General features: G+C 70.1%; 11 protein-coding genes and 1 tRNA gene. 8 read left to right on the top strand and 4 right to left on the bottom strand.

From position 1 onward, the window contains the following. Positions 1 to 36: 36 nt before the first annotated feature. From ACQY0Z_RS00555 to ACQY0Z_RS00545, 3 genes are read left to right on the top strand one after another with little or no spacing between them, the layout of a single operon-like run. Complete coding sequence (locus ACQY0Z_RS00555; protein WP_439811667.1) at positions 37 to 1,356, top strand: replication initiator; 1,320 nt, start codon at positions 37 to 39, stop codon at positions 1,354 to 1,356. Next, positions 1,332 to 1,526 (top strand): helix-turn-helix transcriptional regulator, encoded by a 195-nt coding sequence (locus ACQY0Z_RS00550; protein WP_439811666.1) that lies wholly within the window; start codon positions 1,332 to 1,334, stop codon positions 1,524 to 1,526. The genes ACQY0Z_RS00555 and ACQY0Z_RS00550 overlap by 25 nt, the downstream gene beginning before the upstream one ends. Beyond that, the gene (locus tag ACQY0Z_RS00545; protein WP_439811665.1) at positions 1,523 to 2,896 is read left to right on the top strand and encodes a tyrosine-type recombinase/integrase; all 1,374 of its coding nucleotides are present in this window, start codon (positions 1,523 to 1,525) and stop codon (positions 2,894 to 2,896) included. The genes ACQY0Z_RS00550 and ACQY0Z_RS00545 overlap by 4 nt, the downstream gene beginning before the upstream one ends. Before the next feature lie 186 nt (positions 2,897 to 3,082). On the opposite strand, the gene ACQY0Z_RS00540 is transcribed toward ACQY0Z_RS00545, so the two are convergent. The 3 genes from ACQY0Z_RS00540 to ACQY0Z_RS00530 all read right to left on the bottom strand — a co-directional run bounded on the left by ACQY0Z_RS00540 (position 3,083) and on the right by ACQY0Z_RS00530 (position 6,863). Continuing rightward, positions 3,083 to 3,949: a hypothetical protein gene (locus ACQY0Z_RS00540; protein WP_439811664.1), complete on the bottom strand. Its 867-nt coding sequence runs from the start codon at positions 3,947 to 3,949 to the stop codon at positions 3,083 to 3,085. A 680-nt stretch (positions 3,950 to 4,629) separates the two neighbouring features. Beyond that, positions 4,630 to 5,820 carry a caspase family protein gene (locus tag ACQY0Z_RS00535; RefSeq protein ID WP_439811663.1) on the bottom strand — a complete coding sequence of 397 codons (1,191 nt, stop codon included), beginning with the start codon at positions 5,818 to 5,820 and terminating at the stop codon, positions 4,630 to 4,632. Then, positions 5,817 to 6,863 carry a hypothetical protein gene (locus tag ACQY0Z_RS00530; RefSeq protein WP_439811662.1) on the bottom strand — a complete coding sequence of 349 codons (1,047 nt, stop codon included), beginning with the start codon at positions 6,861 to 6,863 and terminating at the stop codon, positions 5,817 to 5,819. The genes ACQY0Z_RS00535 and ACQY0Z_RS00530 overlap by 4 nt, the downstream gene beginning before the upstream one ends. A gap of 412 nt (positions 6,864 to 7,275) precedes the next feature. Here ACQY0Z_RS00530 and ACQY0Z_RS00525 point away from each other — a divergent pair, with 412 nt between their 5' ends. Continuing rightward, positions 7,276 to 8,232, top strand: coding sequence for an IS481 family transposase (locus ACQY0Z_RS00525; protein ID WP_439811661.1), 957 nt, complete (start codon positions 7,276 to 7,278; stop codon positions 8,230 to 8,232). Between the two features lie 559 nt (positions 8,233 to 8,791). Here ACQY0Z_RS00525 and ACQY0Z_RS00520 read toward each other — a convergent pair. Beyond that, positions 8,792 to 8,863: transfer RNA gene (locus tag ACQY0Z_RS00520), tRNA-Arg, on the bottom strand. Between the two features lie 163 nt (positions 8,864 to 9,026). Between ACQY0Z_RS00520 and ACQY0Z_RS00515 the strand changes: the two genes are divergently transcribed. The 4 genes from ACQY0Z_RS00515 (at position 9,027) to ACQY0Z_RS00500 (ending at position 13,611) form a co-directional block, all read left to right on the top strand. After that, positions 9,027 to 9,506, top strand: a complete 480-nt coding sequence (locus ACQY0Z_RS00515; protein WP_439813334.1) for a response regulator — start codon at positions 9,027 to 9,029, stop codon at positions 9,504 to 9,506. Positions 9,507 to 9,656: 150 nt separating this feature from the next. After that, entirely contained in the window at positions 9,657 to 10,727 is a 1,071-nt protein-coding gene (gene nrtL / locus ACQY0Z_RS00510) for an ArgS-related anticodon-binding protein NrtL (RefSeq protein ID WP_439811660.1), read from the top strand. 17 nt (positions 10,728 to 10,744) lie between these two features. Then, positions 10,745 to 12,136 carry a diaminopimelate decarboxylase gene (gene lysA, locus ACQY0Z_RS00505; RefSeq protein WP_266475210.1) on the top strand — a complete coding sequence of 464 codons (1,392 nt, stop codon included), beginning with the start codon at positions 10,745 to 10,747 and terminating at the stop codon, positions 12,134 to 12,136. 182 nt (positions 12,137 to 12,318) lie between these two features. Beyond that, positions 12,319 to 13,611, top strand: a complete 1,293-nt coding sequence (locus tag ACQY0Z_RS00500; protein WP_189904710.1) for a homoserine dehydrogenase — start codon at positions 12,319 to 12,321, stop codon at positions 13,609 to 13,611. The last annotated feature ends 5 nt before the right edge of the window (positions 13,612 to 13,616 follow it).

The raw sequence follows: 13,616 nt of genomic DNA, 5'->3' as shown, positions 1-13,616 counted from the left end.
ACCCGGCAGGCTCCGCCCCCGCTGGCGGAACTCTCCATGCTGGCCTCCCTCGGCACTCTGCCCGAGCTGGCCCGCCAGCTGTCCGGCCTGGGCGGCTGCACTCACCCTGTTCGCCTCGACGGCCACCGCACCGAATACGAGATCGACACCACGACCGGCGAGATCGGCCGCACCCTGCACCACCTGGACTCCACGGCCCTCCCGGCCGGTCAGCTCCTCGTCCGGTGCAACAACCGTCGTGCCACCCGGTGCGCGGCCTGCGCCGAGACCTACCGACGCGACACCTACCACCTGATCACCGCCGGACTGCGTGGCGGCAAGGGCACCCCCGAACGGGTCGCCACGCACCCGCGTGTCTTCGCCACCTTCACCGCCCCCAGCTTCGGCCCGGTCCACAATCGCCCCTCCAGCGGACGCCCCTGCCGCTGCGGCATCCGCCACGACGACCAGGACCCGGCCCTGGGGACACCTCTCGACCCGGACGCCTACGACTACGAAGCGGCCGTGCTCTGGAACGCGCACGCCGGCGCTCTGTGGCGGCGCTTCTCGATCTACCTCCGCCGGGAGGTCGCCAAGCGAGCCGGACTCACCCAACGGGCCCTCCGCGATCACGCGCGCGTCTCCTTCGCGAAGGTGGCCGAGTACCAGAAGCGGGGCGCCGTCCACTTCCACGCCGTCATCCGCCTCGACGGCCCGGAAGGCGGCGAGACTGCACCCCCGATCTGGGCGACGGCCGAGCTGCTCACCGACGCCATCCGCGCGGCCGCCACTGCCGCGCGAGTGGAGGGCCCGGAAGTCGACGGTCGGCCGCACGGCTTCGTCTTCGGCCGCCAACTCGACGTGCGTCCGATCCGCTCCGCCGACTTCGACGACGGCCAGGAGCTGACCGAGCGGGCCGTCGCGTCGTACGTCGCCAAGTACGCCACCAAAGGAGCCGAGACGGCGACGGGCACCCTCGACCGGCCGTTACGGTTCCTCGCCGAGCTGGCGCAAGCGCGGATCACCGAACACGCCCGGCGCATGATCCGCACCGCCTGGGCCCTGGGCGCACGCCGTGAGCTGGCAGACCTTCGCCTGCGGGCCTGGGCTCACGTGCTCGGCTTCCGCGGCCACTTCTCCACCAAGTCCCGCCGCTACTCCACCACCCTCGGCGCCCTCCGCGACGCCCGCGCCGAATGGCGCCGTGCCCAAGCCGCTCCGGCCATGCCGCAGGAAGGCGAAACCACGCTCGTCCTCGCCCACTGGGTGTTCGCCGGCACCGGTCTCAGCAGCGCTGAGGCCTGGCTCACCGCCTCCCTCGAACCCGCCCCCGGAACGGAAGGAGAACCGACATGGACCACCGACGCGACGAACTGATGACCGTGCCCCAGGTCCTCGACGAGCTGGGCGGTGTCTCCCGGCGCACCTTCTACCGCTGGCGCGAGTTGGGCCATGGACCGGCGGCTTTCAAGCTGCCTAACGGTGAGCTGCGAGTCTGGCGGAGCGACTTCACCACCTGGCTCCGGCAACTGGAGGCAGCGGCGTGAAGTCACTCGACGTGAAGGTGTGGGGCGTCCGGAAGAGGAGCACCAAGAAGTCGTCTTACGACGTCCGATGGACTGTCGCCGGAAACGTGTTCTCCGAACAGTTCCGCACCAAAGGGTTAGCGGATCACTACCGGTCCAAGTTGCTCCGCGCCACTCATGCCGGCGAAGAGTTCGACACGGTGACAGGGCTGCCCGACTCGATGGTCGAAAAAGCGGCCTCGATGACCTGGTACGCCTTCGCTCTGAAGTACCTCGCCATGAAGTGGCCGCACGCGGCGCCGAACACGCGCAACGGCATCAATGAGGCACTGACCGCCGTGACGATGGCGCTCCTCGACGAACGTCCGGGGCAGCCGTCCGAGGAACTGATCAGGAAGGCTCTTCGCAACTGGGCCTTCATCCTCCCGGGTCCGGACGAGCGAGAATTGCCGAGCGAGATCGCGAACACCTTGCACTGGGTGACCAAGGCGTCACGTCCGCTCTCAGACCTCGGTGACGCCGCGATCGGCAGGGCCGTCCTGGACTCGCTCAAGCTGAGGCTCGACGGGACGGCGGCGGCCGCGGAGACCGTCCGGCGCAAGCGCCGGACGCTCGTCAACGCGCTGCACTACGCGGTGGACCTTGGGGAGTTCAAGGAGAACCCGGTCACGGGCATCCGGTGGAAGAAGCCGAAGGTCGCCGGGGAGGTGGATCCCCGGGTGGTCGCCAATCCCGAGCAGGCTCGCTCCCTGCTGACCGCGGTCTCGTACGTCGGTGGGTACGGCCGGGCGCGTGGCCGCCGACTCGTCGGTCTGTTCGCCTGCATGTACTACGGTGCTCTGCGACCGGCTGAGGTCGTCGGCCTCACCAGTGCGGACGTGAAGCTGCCCGAGGTCGGGTGGGGGACGATTCTGCTGAACCGGACGCGCCCCAGTGTCGGCAAGCAGTGGACGAACTCCGGCGAGACTCACGACGACCGGGGCCTGAAGAACCGCCCGGCGGAGGAGGTCCGGCTCGTACCGATCCCGCCCCAGCTCGTCGCGATCCTCCGTCAGCACCTCGACACGTTCGGCACCGCCGAGGATGGGCGACTGTTCACCAATGAACGCGGGGGAGTGGTCGGTTCCTCGACGTACTACCGCGTCTGGCAGGAGGCCCGTGCGCTGGCGCTCCCGCCGGCCGCGGTCGCATCCCCGCTCGCCGCCCGGCCCTACGACCTCCGGCACTCCGCCCTGTCTACCTGGCTCAATTCCGGGGTGGACCCGACCGAGGTCGCCGAGCGAGCTGGGAACAGCGTCGAAGTCCTGCTAAGTCGCTACGCCAAGTGCCTCGACGGGCGCCAAGAGATCGCCAACCGCAAGATCGAAGAGCTGTTGCGCGAGTACGAGTGATCACGCCTGTAGGTCGTTAACCTGCAGGTCATATGGGCCGGGGGCTTCGGCGTATCTCAGCCGCATCCTGGTGTTGCTCGTTGCTAAGCCTGCATCAGACAACGTTCGCTCTGTTGTGACGCGCCGTCCGGATGGTGATCCGGACGGCGCGTTGTGCGTCATGCTGGTGAGAACATAGGCGGGCCCCTATGGCGACGGCCGGCGGCCCTCTCGTAGCAGCATGGCCAAAATCTGCTCCGCCTCGGCAGCGTCCGTGACGTCAAGCTCCCGGCGCGCGCCGCCCACACGGAGTCCCAAGCGCCGCACCTGGCCATGCCTCAGCAGACGGGTCAGAAGGGCCGCCACTGGACCCACCCGCGGTTCCGACAACGCCACCGAGATCGCGGTGCGGCCCGGCACAAGGGATACCTCTGCGGCCATCCCCTCGTTAAACAGCGTGTGGGACAGCCGCCAGAGCACCATCGGGTCCTCGGCTTCGACGATTAGCCGCCTGCGGAGTTCTTCCGGCTCGCTGACCATCAGACCGGGCTCGTGCGGGAGCGCCGCCATATCGGTGGCGAGTTCGTAAGGCCCTTCGTACGCCGGAGTGCCGCTCAGTGCACGCCACTGGATTCGTAGGGCGCTTGTGTTCCTCTCCACCCGGAAGGGCAACGACTCGCCGGGCCGCGGCGCTCTCACAGGAGGTCGGGGCTCGGGTTGCTCCGGGTGAGCGGCGGTGAAGGAGGAGAGCGACGACGGCAGCGATGCGCGCAAGTAAGGGGCCAGATGGCGGCGTGCATTACCCGGCTCCGGTGCCCGCGGGTCCAGCGCTGGGCGGGCCAGCTCCGCGGCGAGCAGGTCCAGTCCCTCGGCAACCAGTGGTGCCCCTCCCGCATCAGCGAGTTGGTCGAGGACCCGGGCGAGGTCCCGCCACTTACCGTTGCGCCGGGCGAGCCATGCGTCGACGGCCAGGACGTCGATCCGGGCCGGGCCTGTCGCATGGCGGTGCCGGGTCTCCCGCAGCCACCGACCGGCCCGCTCCAGGTCGCCGCGTCGGCATGCGAGGTAGGCCACCGCCAGGTCAAAGAGTGGAGTGCCTCGTACCCCGGGCTCGTCCCACCAGACTCGCGCTACGACGGTGGCCCAGCCCCACTCCCCGAGTCGTAGCGCCTCCAGCAGGGTGAAACCCGAGTCCGCGACGGGGCGGATCTCCACCCGGCCCTGCGGCCGACGCTCGGCCGGCCGCAGAGTGAATAGGGATCCCTCCGGTACCAGCGTGCACACCGGCCGCCGTCGGCCTCCGCCGACCTGCAGGACTGAGGGGCCGCCCAGCGGAGTGGCCACTGTCGAGACCCCGTTCGTCGCAGCCTCGCCTGTCGCCATGTCTGACGGGTCCCGCACGGTCCATCGGCCGTCCGGCTCCTGCCCCCACAACCGGACCCAGCCATTCGAGGCCCGGTGAGACTCCTTATCGTGCGGGCTGTTCCCGTTCGCGCGTCGCGCGGAGAGTACGGCCTGCCGGGTGCGGCCGCCGGTCACCACAACGGGCTGGACCGACAGATAGGGGGACCAGCCGTGCACCAGGCACCGTTCCTCATGCGGTATCTCCACCGGGGTAGGTACTCCGGCGCGCAATGGGACGCGCCCCAGCCGGCGGTTGCCGCGATCGAGGATCTCGGCTGCGCCGACTACCGTGCCAGGCACGGCACCAGGCACCGCGGGAGCAACGATGTCGACCCGTGCCGTAGCCACGCTCACAGCTCCTCCACCTCCACCTTCCGTGCGCGGCAGGGTGCCTGCATCCAGACGTCATCGCTGCGCCCCCGGAAGCGACCGTCGGCGAATGACACTTCGACTCGGGCCCAGCCGATGGGGCCGTCTCCGATCCAGGGTTCCGGCATCGGCGGGCGGGACGCGTACAGCTCCCGGGTCTCCCGATCCATGAGGGCCCACTCGGCCTCGGACAGCGGCTCCCCGGGCGAGGTATCGAAGTGGAAGGGGACCGGGGGAGCCTCGTCGAACGAGAAGAGAACGCCGCCCTTGCTCGTGCTCAGCGAGGAAAAGTCGCAGTGCTGCTCTGGCATGACGATGCCGTCCGGCCGCAGACCCGGCCAGGCCATAAGCTCGCGCACGAACTTCCCCACAGTGTCCGTGGTCACCGTCCACGCCTCACCAGCGGCGTCTGACTCGGGTGTGAGCAAGGCACGCAAGACCGCCTCGGTGAAGCGGGTGGCTCCTTCCCCTTCCAGCGGGCCGTGCGCCTTAGCGCCCCGCTGGGTGGAATGGAGAACGACTCTGTCGCGGGTGATCGGCCGGCCCAGGGGCTCCAGCAGTTGTGTAGCGCGAACTTCTTTCTCGCGGTACAGCCGTTCTGGAGCGAAGCGGCAGGCGTCGACAAAGAAGCACTGAATCCGGGCGCTGTTCTCCTCCATGCCCTCCACCAAGGCGTCGAGTTCCAGCGCGGTGCGGAAGTAGCCGTGCACGTTCTTACCCGTGTCCTGCAGCAGGAGGATCTGGGGGCCCCTTCCGACCTGGACCCCGTGGCCGCAGAAAAAGAACAACGCTACGTTGTCCGGGTCGCTGTCACACCTGTCGTACCAGGCATGGAAAGCTTCCTCCACGCCCTCCAAGGTGGCTGGTCCGAGGGGCACCTCCGCGCCGTCCTCACCCTTGAGGATCATCTGCTCCTTGGCCGAGACGACCGCTTCGAGACTGCCGAGCGATAGTCCGCCGGGTAGGTCCCGAAATCCCTCGAGCAGTCCTTCGCACAGCGCACGCGCGGATACCGGAGGAGAAGCCAACTGGGTGAACTCTTTGGAAAGCCAGTCGCCCCTGCGGCCCTTCTCATGCCGTGTGCCGCCGAGAAACCAGTCATATGCGCCGACCCCGATCACCAGCGCGTGTACGGCGGGTCCCGCGAGGTCGCTCTCCCAAACCGTGGTCACGCCAGCTGCCCCACCCTGCGCGCCAGCCGCGCGTGGAAGTCGCAGGACGTGAGATAGGCCCCGTGTGCCCACCAGGCGCCGGTGCGGAAGACCAGGTCCTCTGCACCCGCGAAGATCGGCGCGGCCGCGAACGCCAGCGGGTCGGACCGGTCTAGGACGTTGAGCCAGCGGCCCACATTTGGCAGCGCGGTGACCTTGGGGCATCGCGGGTTCGGCACCTTGTGGTCGCTGGACGCGAAGAGCTTGAGCTCCTCAAAGAGACCGACCTGGGTGCCCACCGTCACCAGCAGATCCACCCGCACGTCGGGCCGGAAGTGGGATAGCACGTCATGGACGATGTTGCCGCCCATGCTGTGGGCGAGTACCACCAGCGGCTCCCGGCGCAGCGTGGCGTCCCGCGCTGCCTCGTCGAGCGAGTCAGCGATCCGCTTTACGATCCGGCCAGGCGTTTCCAGGGTGCCGCGCTCGGCGAAGTAGCCCATGACGTCACCAATTAGCAGCGCTGTCGGGCGAGCGGCCCAGCGACGGACGCCGGCGGCTATGAGGCGCGTGCGAACGGAGACTTCGAGGGCGCGCAGCCTGGGCACCGCCCGGACGGCACGGGCGGGCAGGCCGCTTACGTCGCCGAAGCTCTCCCAGGACCGAGGGCCCGACTCGACCGGGCCACGATTGGTGCTGCGCTCCCAGTCGGTGATCTTGTCGTGGAGGCGATCGAGGAATTCGTCGTCGTTCTTGACTCCCCTGAGCCAGGCGAAGAAATTCGCGCCGTCGCCCCGGGTGCCCTCGTTGGTCTTCTCAGACCAGTACGCGGTGGCCCGCGCGCAGAAGGCCACCAACTCCGAGAGGGCGCCCGGCTCGGATTCCTCTTCATCGTCGCCGCCCGCCAGCGCGAGCAGATCGATCGCCTGCTGCAACGAGACGCGGGCGGTCGCCGTCAGGACCTGTTCGGCGTCCCGCTCTCCCGGCCTGACGCCGGCGTCTGCCAGAGCCTGCGTCACTGCCTCCTCCAGCGGCTCCTCGCTTTCGCCGCCCAGCGACTCCACCTCGTCCGTGGCTAGCGAGGCCCACCCCCAAGCCGGTTCCGCAACGAGCTCGCCCCACCAGGGGCTGGACAGCAGAGCGCCGGGGGAGTGGCCGGTCGCGGGGAGGAGGTGACTGCGCAACAGTTCGTCGCGCAGTGCGGCAGAGCGCCTCACGGCGTCGGCCTTCCGGTTCCCGATCCCGTGAACGTGTACCAGTGCCACCGCGCCCCCTGACTTCCAATCACCGATGCTTCATTGTGCGGCACGGACAGTTCCCCGGGGGAGTTGTTCACACATCGGTCAACCACTCTGGTACAGCAGCTAGATGTGTTGTCCGGGGACGTTGGTGACACGCGTGCTGGGTTCTTGAACGGGTGAGGGCCTCCGGGTTCGGTGTGGATTGCGACATCTGCACCGATCCGAGGAGGCCCTCGTGCCCCACCGTAATGCCCCGCTGACCGAGACCGGGCGTCTTCGCCTGGCCCGCTGTGTCGTCGACGACGGCTGGCCGCTGCGCCGGGCTGCCGAGCGTTTCCAGGTCAGCCACACCACCGCCGCCCGCTGGGCCACCCGCTACCGGCAGCTCGGCGTCGCCGGAATGAACGACCGCTCCAGCCGGCCCCACCACCAGCCCCGCAGGACGCCGGCCGAGATCGAGATGGAAGTCCTCCGGCTCCGGCGCGAACACCGCATCGGCCCGCTGCGGCTGGCCGTCCGGTGCCACATCGCGGCCTCCACCGCCCACCGCATCCTCCAGCGGCACGGCCAGCCGCCTCTGAGGGCCCTGGACCGGGCCACCGGCGAACCCGTCCGCCGCTACGAACGCGCCCGACCCGGCGAACTGGTCCACATCGACGTCAAGAAGCTCGGCAGGATCCCCGACGGCGGCGGCCACAAGACCCTCGGCCGGGCCGACGGCCACCGCAGCCGGACCAACGGCGCCGGCTGGGCCTACCTGCATACCGCCCTCGACGACCACAGCCGGATCGCCTACACCGAGGACCTGCCCGACGAGACCGCCCCGACCTGCGCAGCTTTCCTCGTCCGGGCCACGGCCTACTTCGCATCGCTGGGCATCCGCATCGAGCGGGTCCTGACCGACAACGCCTGGGCCTACAGCAAGAACACCTGGCGTGACACCTGCCGCGACCTGGGCATCAGCCCCCGCTGGACCAGGCCTTGGCGGCCCCAGACCAACGGCAAGGTCGAACGCTTCCACCGCACCCTGCTCGACGAATGGGCCTACCAGCGGCCCTACACCTCAGACCACGAGCGCAGGGAAGCGTTCACCGACTGGCTGCACTGGTACAACTACCACCGCCCCCACACCGGCATCGGCGGCCACCCACCAGCCAGCCGCGTCACCAACCTGCCCGGTCAGCACAGCTAGAGCCGCATCAGGCTGCGCTCGCCTCGATCTTGCCGGTTGAGTGTGGTTGGCGCGGGCACGCAGTCTCGCGGGGGACATTCGCATCCGAGTTTTGAGAATCCTCCGGCGCTGCCTTACGAGGTGGTGGCCGAGACGTTGGAGCGAGCTCCCCTTGACCACTAGGCAGGAGGTGAAGCAGTGACTGTCCTGGTTGAGACCGCGCTGAACGACGACGATGGTGAGTACGTCGGGCACTGGTGCCTGAAGGCTGGTGCGTGGGCTAGCCAGCCTGTGTCTGGGCTGCACCGCTCGATGCTTCGGACGTCTCGGCGATGAAGCTCTCGGATCTTTGGCCGCGGCTGACGGGGCGAGACGATAACGCCGCGACGAGTGGTCGGACGCCGGGAAGCGGTTCCTCGATTGTGGGGACTGACCTGGGCAGACGCTCCCAGACCTGTCCACGAATAGTCCACGGACCCCGACATAGCCCCGCTCCGAGCGACCTACGCCTGCACATACGCGAAGACCCCGGCCTCAGCGTTTCCGCTGGTGACGGGGTCTTTGGGCACCTCATAAGGGGTGCCCCCGGCAGGATTCGAACCTGCGCACACGGCTCCGGAGGCCGTTGCTCTATCCCCTGAGCTACGGGGGCGTGTCGGTCGCGGTGATCGCGGCGACGGGTAGAACACTACCAGTTCTCCCGGGGTGGTCATGAACCACTTTCCGCGTCCCGCGACGTCCGTCCTCGTCGGCCCCCCGTGCGGCCCGTACCCCGGTCGGCTCCCCGTGCGGCCCGTACCCCGGTCGGGGTGGAAGTGGGGAAACGCCGGACGCGGTGGCCGGTGTCGACCTACTCTCGAGTCGTGCCGAGCACTTCGGGCCGGGTTCTTGTCGTCGACGACAACAAGGTCATCCGGCAGTTGATCAGGGTCAACCTCGAGCTGGAGGGCATCGAGGTGGTGACCGCGGCCGATGGTGCCGAGTGTCTGGAAGTCGTGCATCACGTGCGGCCCGACCTCATCACCCTGGACGTCGTCATGCCCCGGCTCAACGGGCTCAGAACCGCCGGGCGCCTGCGCTCCGACCCCCGTACCGCCGGCATCCCCCTCGTCATCGTCAGCGCCTGCACCCAGCACGAGGTCGAGAGCGGACTCGACGTCGGCGTCGACGCCTTCCTCGCCAAGCCCTTCGACCCGCAGGAGCTCGTCCGGGTCGTGCAGTCGCTCATCGACACGAGCACGGCCGGGCGGGTGCGGGGGAGTGGGGACACCGAGGCCGCCGCCGGGCACGCCTAGCCGTCCACCCCCGTCCGCCCACCTTCACCCCCGTCCGCGCACCTTCACGCCCGTCCGCGCCCGACCGGACCCGTCCACCCCCGTCCACATCCCGGGACACCCGCCGAACCCGTTCGCATACCCACCCCCCTCCTCGCCTACGCTTGTCCCGTGACCCCCGTCGAGCTCTCCCGCACCGTGCTGCACGCGGTGCGTCGTGCCGTCGACGAGGGAGAACTCGCCGTGGCCGTGGTGCCCGAGCGGGTCGTCGTCGCGCCCCCCGGGCCCGGTGGCTGCGGCGACTACGCCACCAACGTCGCCCTCCAGCTCGCGCGCCCGGCCGGACAGCCCGCCCCCGCCGTCGCCGAGGTGCTGCGCACCCGCCTCCTCGACGCCGACGGCATCAGCGACGTCGTCGTCACCGGACCCGGGTTCCTCAACATCTCCCTCGCCGGCGGTTCCGACGCCCGCCTCGTGGGCGACATCCTCCGCGCCGGCCCCCGGTACGGGCACAGCGACGCCCTCGCCGGGCAGGCGATCGAACTCCACGCCGCCCCCGAGGTCCGCGCCCTCGTTCTCATGGACTCCGTCGCCCGCGTCCTGCGGTCCCAGGGCGCCCGCCCCGAGCTGCACTGCACCCGCGCTCCCGAGGACGCCTGGGTTCGCATCCTCGGCGTACCCAGAGACATCCACGTAATACCCAGAGACATCCACGTACGGCCCGGCAGGGACCCCCTCCGCCCCGTCCCCGCCCCCGCCGACCCCACCCCCCTCGGCCGCGACGCCGCCCGCTGGGCCCTCCTCCACCCCGCCCCGCACGACCGCCCCCACCTCGGCGGCGGCCAGGACGACCAGCACCTTGCCCAGCGCGAGACCAACCCCCTCTTCCGCGTCCGGTACGCCCACGCCCGTACCCGCGCCCTCCTCCGCAACGCCGCCGACCTCGGCTTCACCCCCGACCCCGGCCCCGTCGGCACAGACGTGGACGCCCTCCTCCACACCCTCGCCGACCACCCCCGCGTCCTCGCCGCCACCGCCGCCCACCGCGCCCCCGACCGGCTCGCCCGGCACCTCGTCGCCGTCGCCGACGCGCTCGCGCCCCTGCTGCCCTCCGTCCTGCCTCTCGGCGACGAGAAACCCTCGGCCGCCCACCGTGCCCGGCTCGCCCTCGCCGAAGCCGCCGGGACGGTGCTGGCCGGCGGCCTCACCCTGCTCGGCATCGACGCACCCGAACATCTCTAGGAAGCCCAAGACCTGCCATGAGCCGTTCCGCACACCCCGCCGGGCCCCGTCACGCCGACGTCCTCCCCGAGGGGCACTACCTCGCGCCCCCGGCCGACCCCAACGCCCTCGATCCCAAGGTGTGGTCCCAGACCGTCACCCGCGACGAGCACGGGGTCCTCACCGTCGGCGGGATCGACGTCAAGCGGCTCGCCGAGGAGTACGGCACCCCCGCCTACGTCCTCGACGAGGACGACTTCCGCTCCCGGGCCCGCGCCTGGCGCACCGCCTTCGGGGAGAACGCCGACGTGTTCTACGCCGGCAAGGCGTTCCTGTCCCGGGCCGTCGTGCGCTGGCTGAACGAGGAGGGGCTGAACCTCGACGTCTGCTCCGGCGGCGAGCTGGCCACCGCGCTGTCCGCCGGGATGCCCGCCGAGCGCATCGCCTTCCACGGCAACAACAAGTCCGCCGCCGAGATCCGCCGCGCCGTCGAGGCCGGGGTGGGGCGGATTGTGCTCGACTCCTTCCAGGAGATCGTCCGGGTCGCCCACATCGCCCGTGAGCTGGGCACGCGGCAGCGCGTGCAGATCCGCGTCACCGTCGGCGTCGAGGCGCACACCCACGAGTTCATCGCCACCGCCCACGAGGACCAGAAGTTCGGCATCCCGCTGGCCGGCGGGCAGGCCGCCGAGGCCGTGCGGCGCGCGCTGCAGCTCGACAGCCTCGAGGTCATCGGCATCCACTCGCACATCGGCTCGCAGATCTTCGACATGTCCGGCTTCGAGGTCGCCGCGCACCGCGTCGTCGGCCTGCTGAAGGACATCCGCGACGAGCACGGCGTCGAGCTGCCCGAGATCGACCTCGGCGGCGGCCTCGGCATCGCGTACACCAGCGACGACGACCCCCGCGAGCCCCACGAGATCGCCAAGGCGCTCAGCGAGATCGTCACCCGTGAGTGCGAAGCGGCGAAGCTGCGCACGCCCCGCATTTCCGTCGAGCCGGGGCGCGCCATCGTGGGCCCCACCGCCTTCACGCTGTACGAGGTCGGCACCGTCAAGCCGCTCGACGGGCTGCGCACGTACGTGTCCGTCGACGGCGGGATGTCGGACAACATCCGCACCGCCCTGTACGACGCCGAGTACAGCGTCGCCCTCGTCTCCCGCTCGTCCGACGCCGAGCCCATGCTCACGCGGGTCGTCGGCAAGCACTGCGAGAGCGGTGACATCGTGGTGAAGGACGCGTTCCTGCCGAGCGACCTGGCGCCGGGCGACCTGATCGCCGTGCCGGCGACCGGGGCGTACTGCCGGTCCATGGCCAGCAACTACAACCATGTGCTGCGGCCGCCGGTGGTCGCCGTGAAGGACGGCCAGGCGCGCGTCATCGTCCGGCGTGAGACGGAGGAGGACCTGCTCCGGCTCGACGTCGGATGAGAGGCCCCCGGAGAAGGGCCCCGGAGAAGGGCCCCGGACAGGGATCCGCGCCGGCGGAAGATCTTTCGCCGGCGCGGTCATGGAAATGAAATAGATGTCTCACGATCCGGACTTTGCACAGAAAGTCCCGTTCGGTGAGTGAGACTGGTGCAACCGAGACGGTAATCAGGAAACGAGGTCGGATGATGCGTACGCGTCCGCTGAAGGTGGCGCTGCTGGGCTGTGGAGTGGTCGGCTCAGAGGTGGCGCGCATCATGACGACGCACGCCGACGACCTCGCCGCCCGTATCGGCGCCCCGGTCGAGCTCGCCGGCGTGGCCGTACGGCGGCCGGACAAGGTACGCGAGGGCATCGACCCCGCGCTGATCACCACCGACGCGACCGCGCTGGTCAAACGCGGCGACCTCGACATCGTCGTGGAGGTCATCGGCGGCATCGAGCCCGCCCGGACCCTCATCACCACCGCCTTCGAGCACGGCGCCTCCGTCGTCTCCGCCAACAAGGCCCTCCTCGCCCAGGACGGCGCCGCGCTGCACGCCGCCGCCGAGGAGCACGGCAAGGACCTCTACTACGAGGCCGCCGTCGCCGGCGCCATCCCGCTGATCCGCCCGCTGCGCGAGTCCCTCGCCGGCGACAAGGTCAACCGGGTGCTCGGCATCGTCAACGGCACCACCAACTTCATCCTCGACAAGATGGACAGCACGGGGGCGGGTTACCAGGAGGCCCTCGACGAGGCCACCGCCCTGGGGTACGCGGAGGCCGACCCGACCGCCGACGTCGAGGGCTTCGACGCCGCCGCCAAGGCCGCCATCCTCGCCGGGATCGCCTTCCACACGCGCGTGCGCCTCGACGACGTCTACCGCGAGGGCATGACCGAGGTGACGGCCGCGGACTTCGCCTCCGCCAAGGAGATGGGCTGCACCATCAAGCTGCTCGCCATCTGCGAGCGGGCCGAGGACGGCCGGTCGGTCACCGCGCGCGTGCACCCGGCGATGATCCCGCTCAGCCACCCGCTGGCCTCCGTGCGCGGCGCCTACAACGCCGTGTTCGTCGAGTCCGACGCCTCCGGGCAGCTGATGTTCTACGGCCCCGGCGCGGGCGGCTCCCCGACCGCCTCCGCCGTGCTCGGCGACCTGGTCGCGGTCGGCCGCAACCGGCTCGGCGGCACCACCGGCCCCGGCGAGTCCGCCTATGCGGCGCTGCCCGTCTCGCCGATGGGCGAGGTCGTCACGCGCTACCACATCAGCCTGGACGTGGCCGACAAACCGGGTGTTCTCGCCCAGGTCGCCACCGTGTTCGCGGAGCACGGTGTCTCGATCGACACGGTCCGCCAGCAAGGCAAGGACGGGGAGGCGTCGCTCGTCGTCGTCACCCACCGCGCGTCCGACGCGGCCCTCGGCGGGACCGTGGAGGCGTTGCGCAAGCTCGACACCGTGCGTGGTGTCGCCAGCATCATGCGGGTTGAAGGAGAGTAACCAGC

This window comes from Streptomyces sp. P9-2 (genome assembly GCF_051903975.1).
Lineage (GTDB): Bacteria > Actinomycetota > Actinomycetes > Streptomycetales > Streptomycetaceae > Streptomyces > Streptomyces cellulosae.
The sequence above is the reverse complement of the archived record's forward strand: the minus strand, read 5'-3'. Positions and strand labels throughout refer to the sequence as shown.

Excerpts from the sequence above, each read along its gene's own strand:
- ACQY0Z_RS00555 (WP_439811667.1), top strand. The coding sequence starts at position 37 with ATGCTGGCCTCCCTCGGCACTCTGCCCGAGCTGGCCCGCCAGCTGTCC.
- ACQY0Z_RS00550 (WP_439811666.1), top strand. The coding sequence starts at position 1,332 with ATGGACCACCGACGCGACGAACTGATGACCGTGCCCCAGGTCCTCGAC.
- lysA (WP_266475210.1), top strand. The coding sequence starts at position 10,745 with ATGAGCCGTTCCGCACACCCCGCCGGGCCCCGTCACGCCGACGTCCTC.
- ACQY0Z_RS00500 (WP_189904710.1), top strand. The coding sequence starts at position 12,319 with ATGATGCGTACGCGTCCGCTGAAGGTGGCGCTGCTGGGCTGTGGAGTG.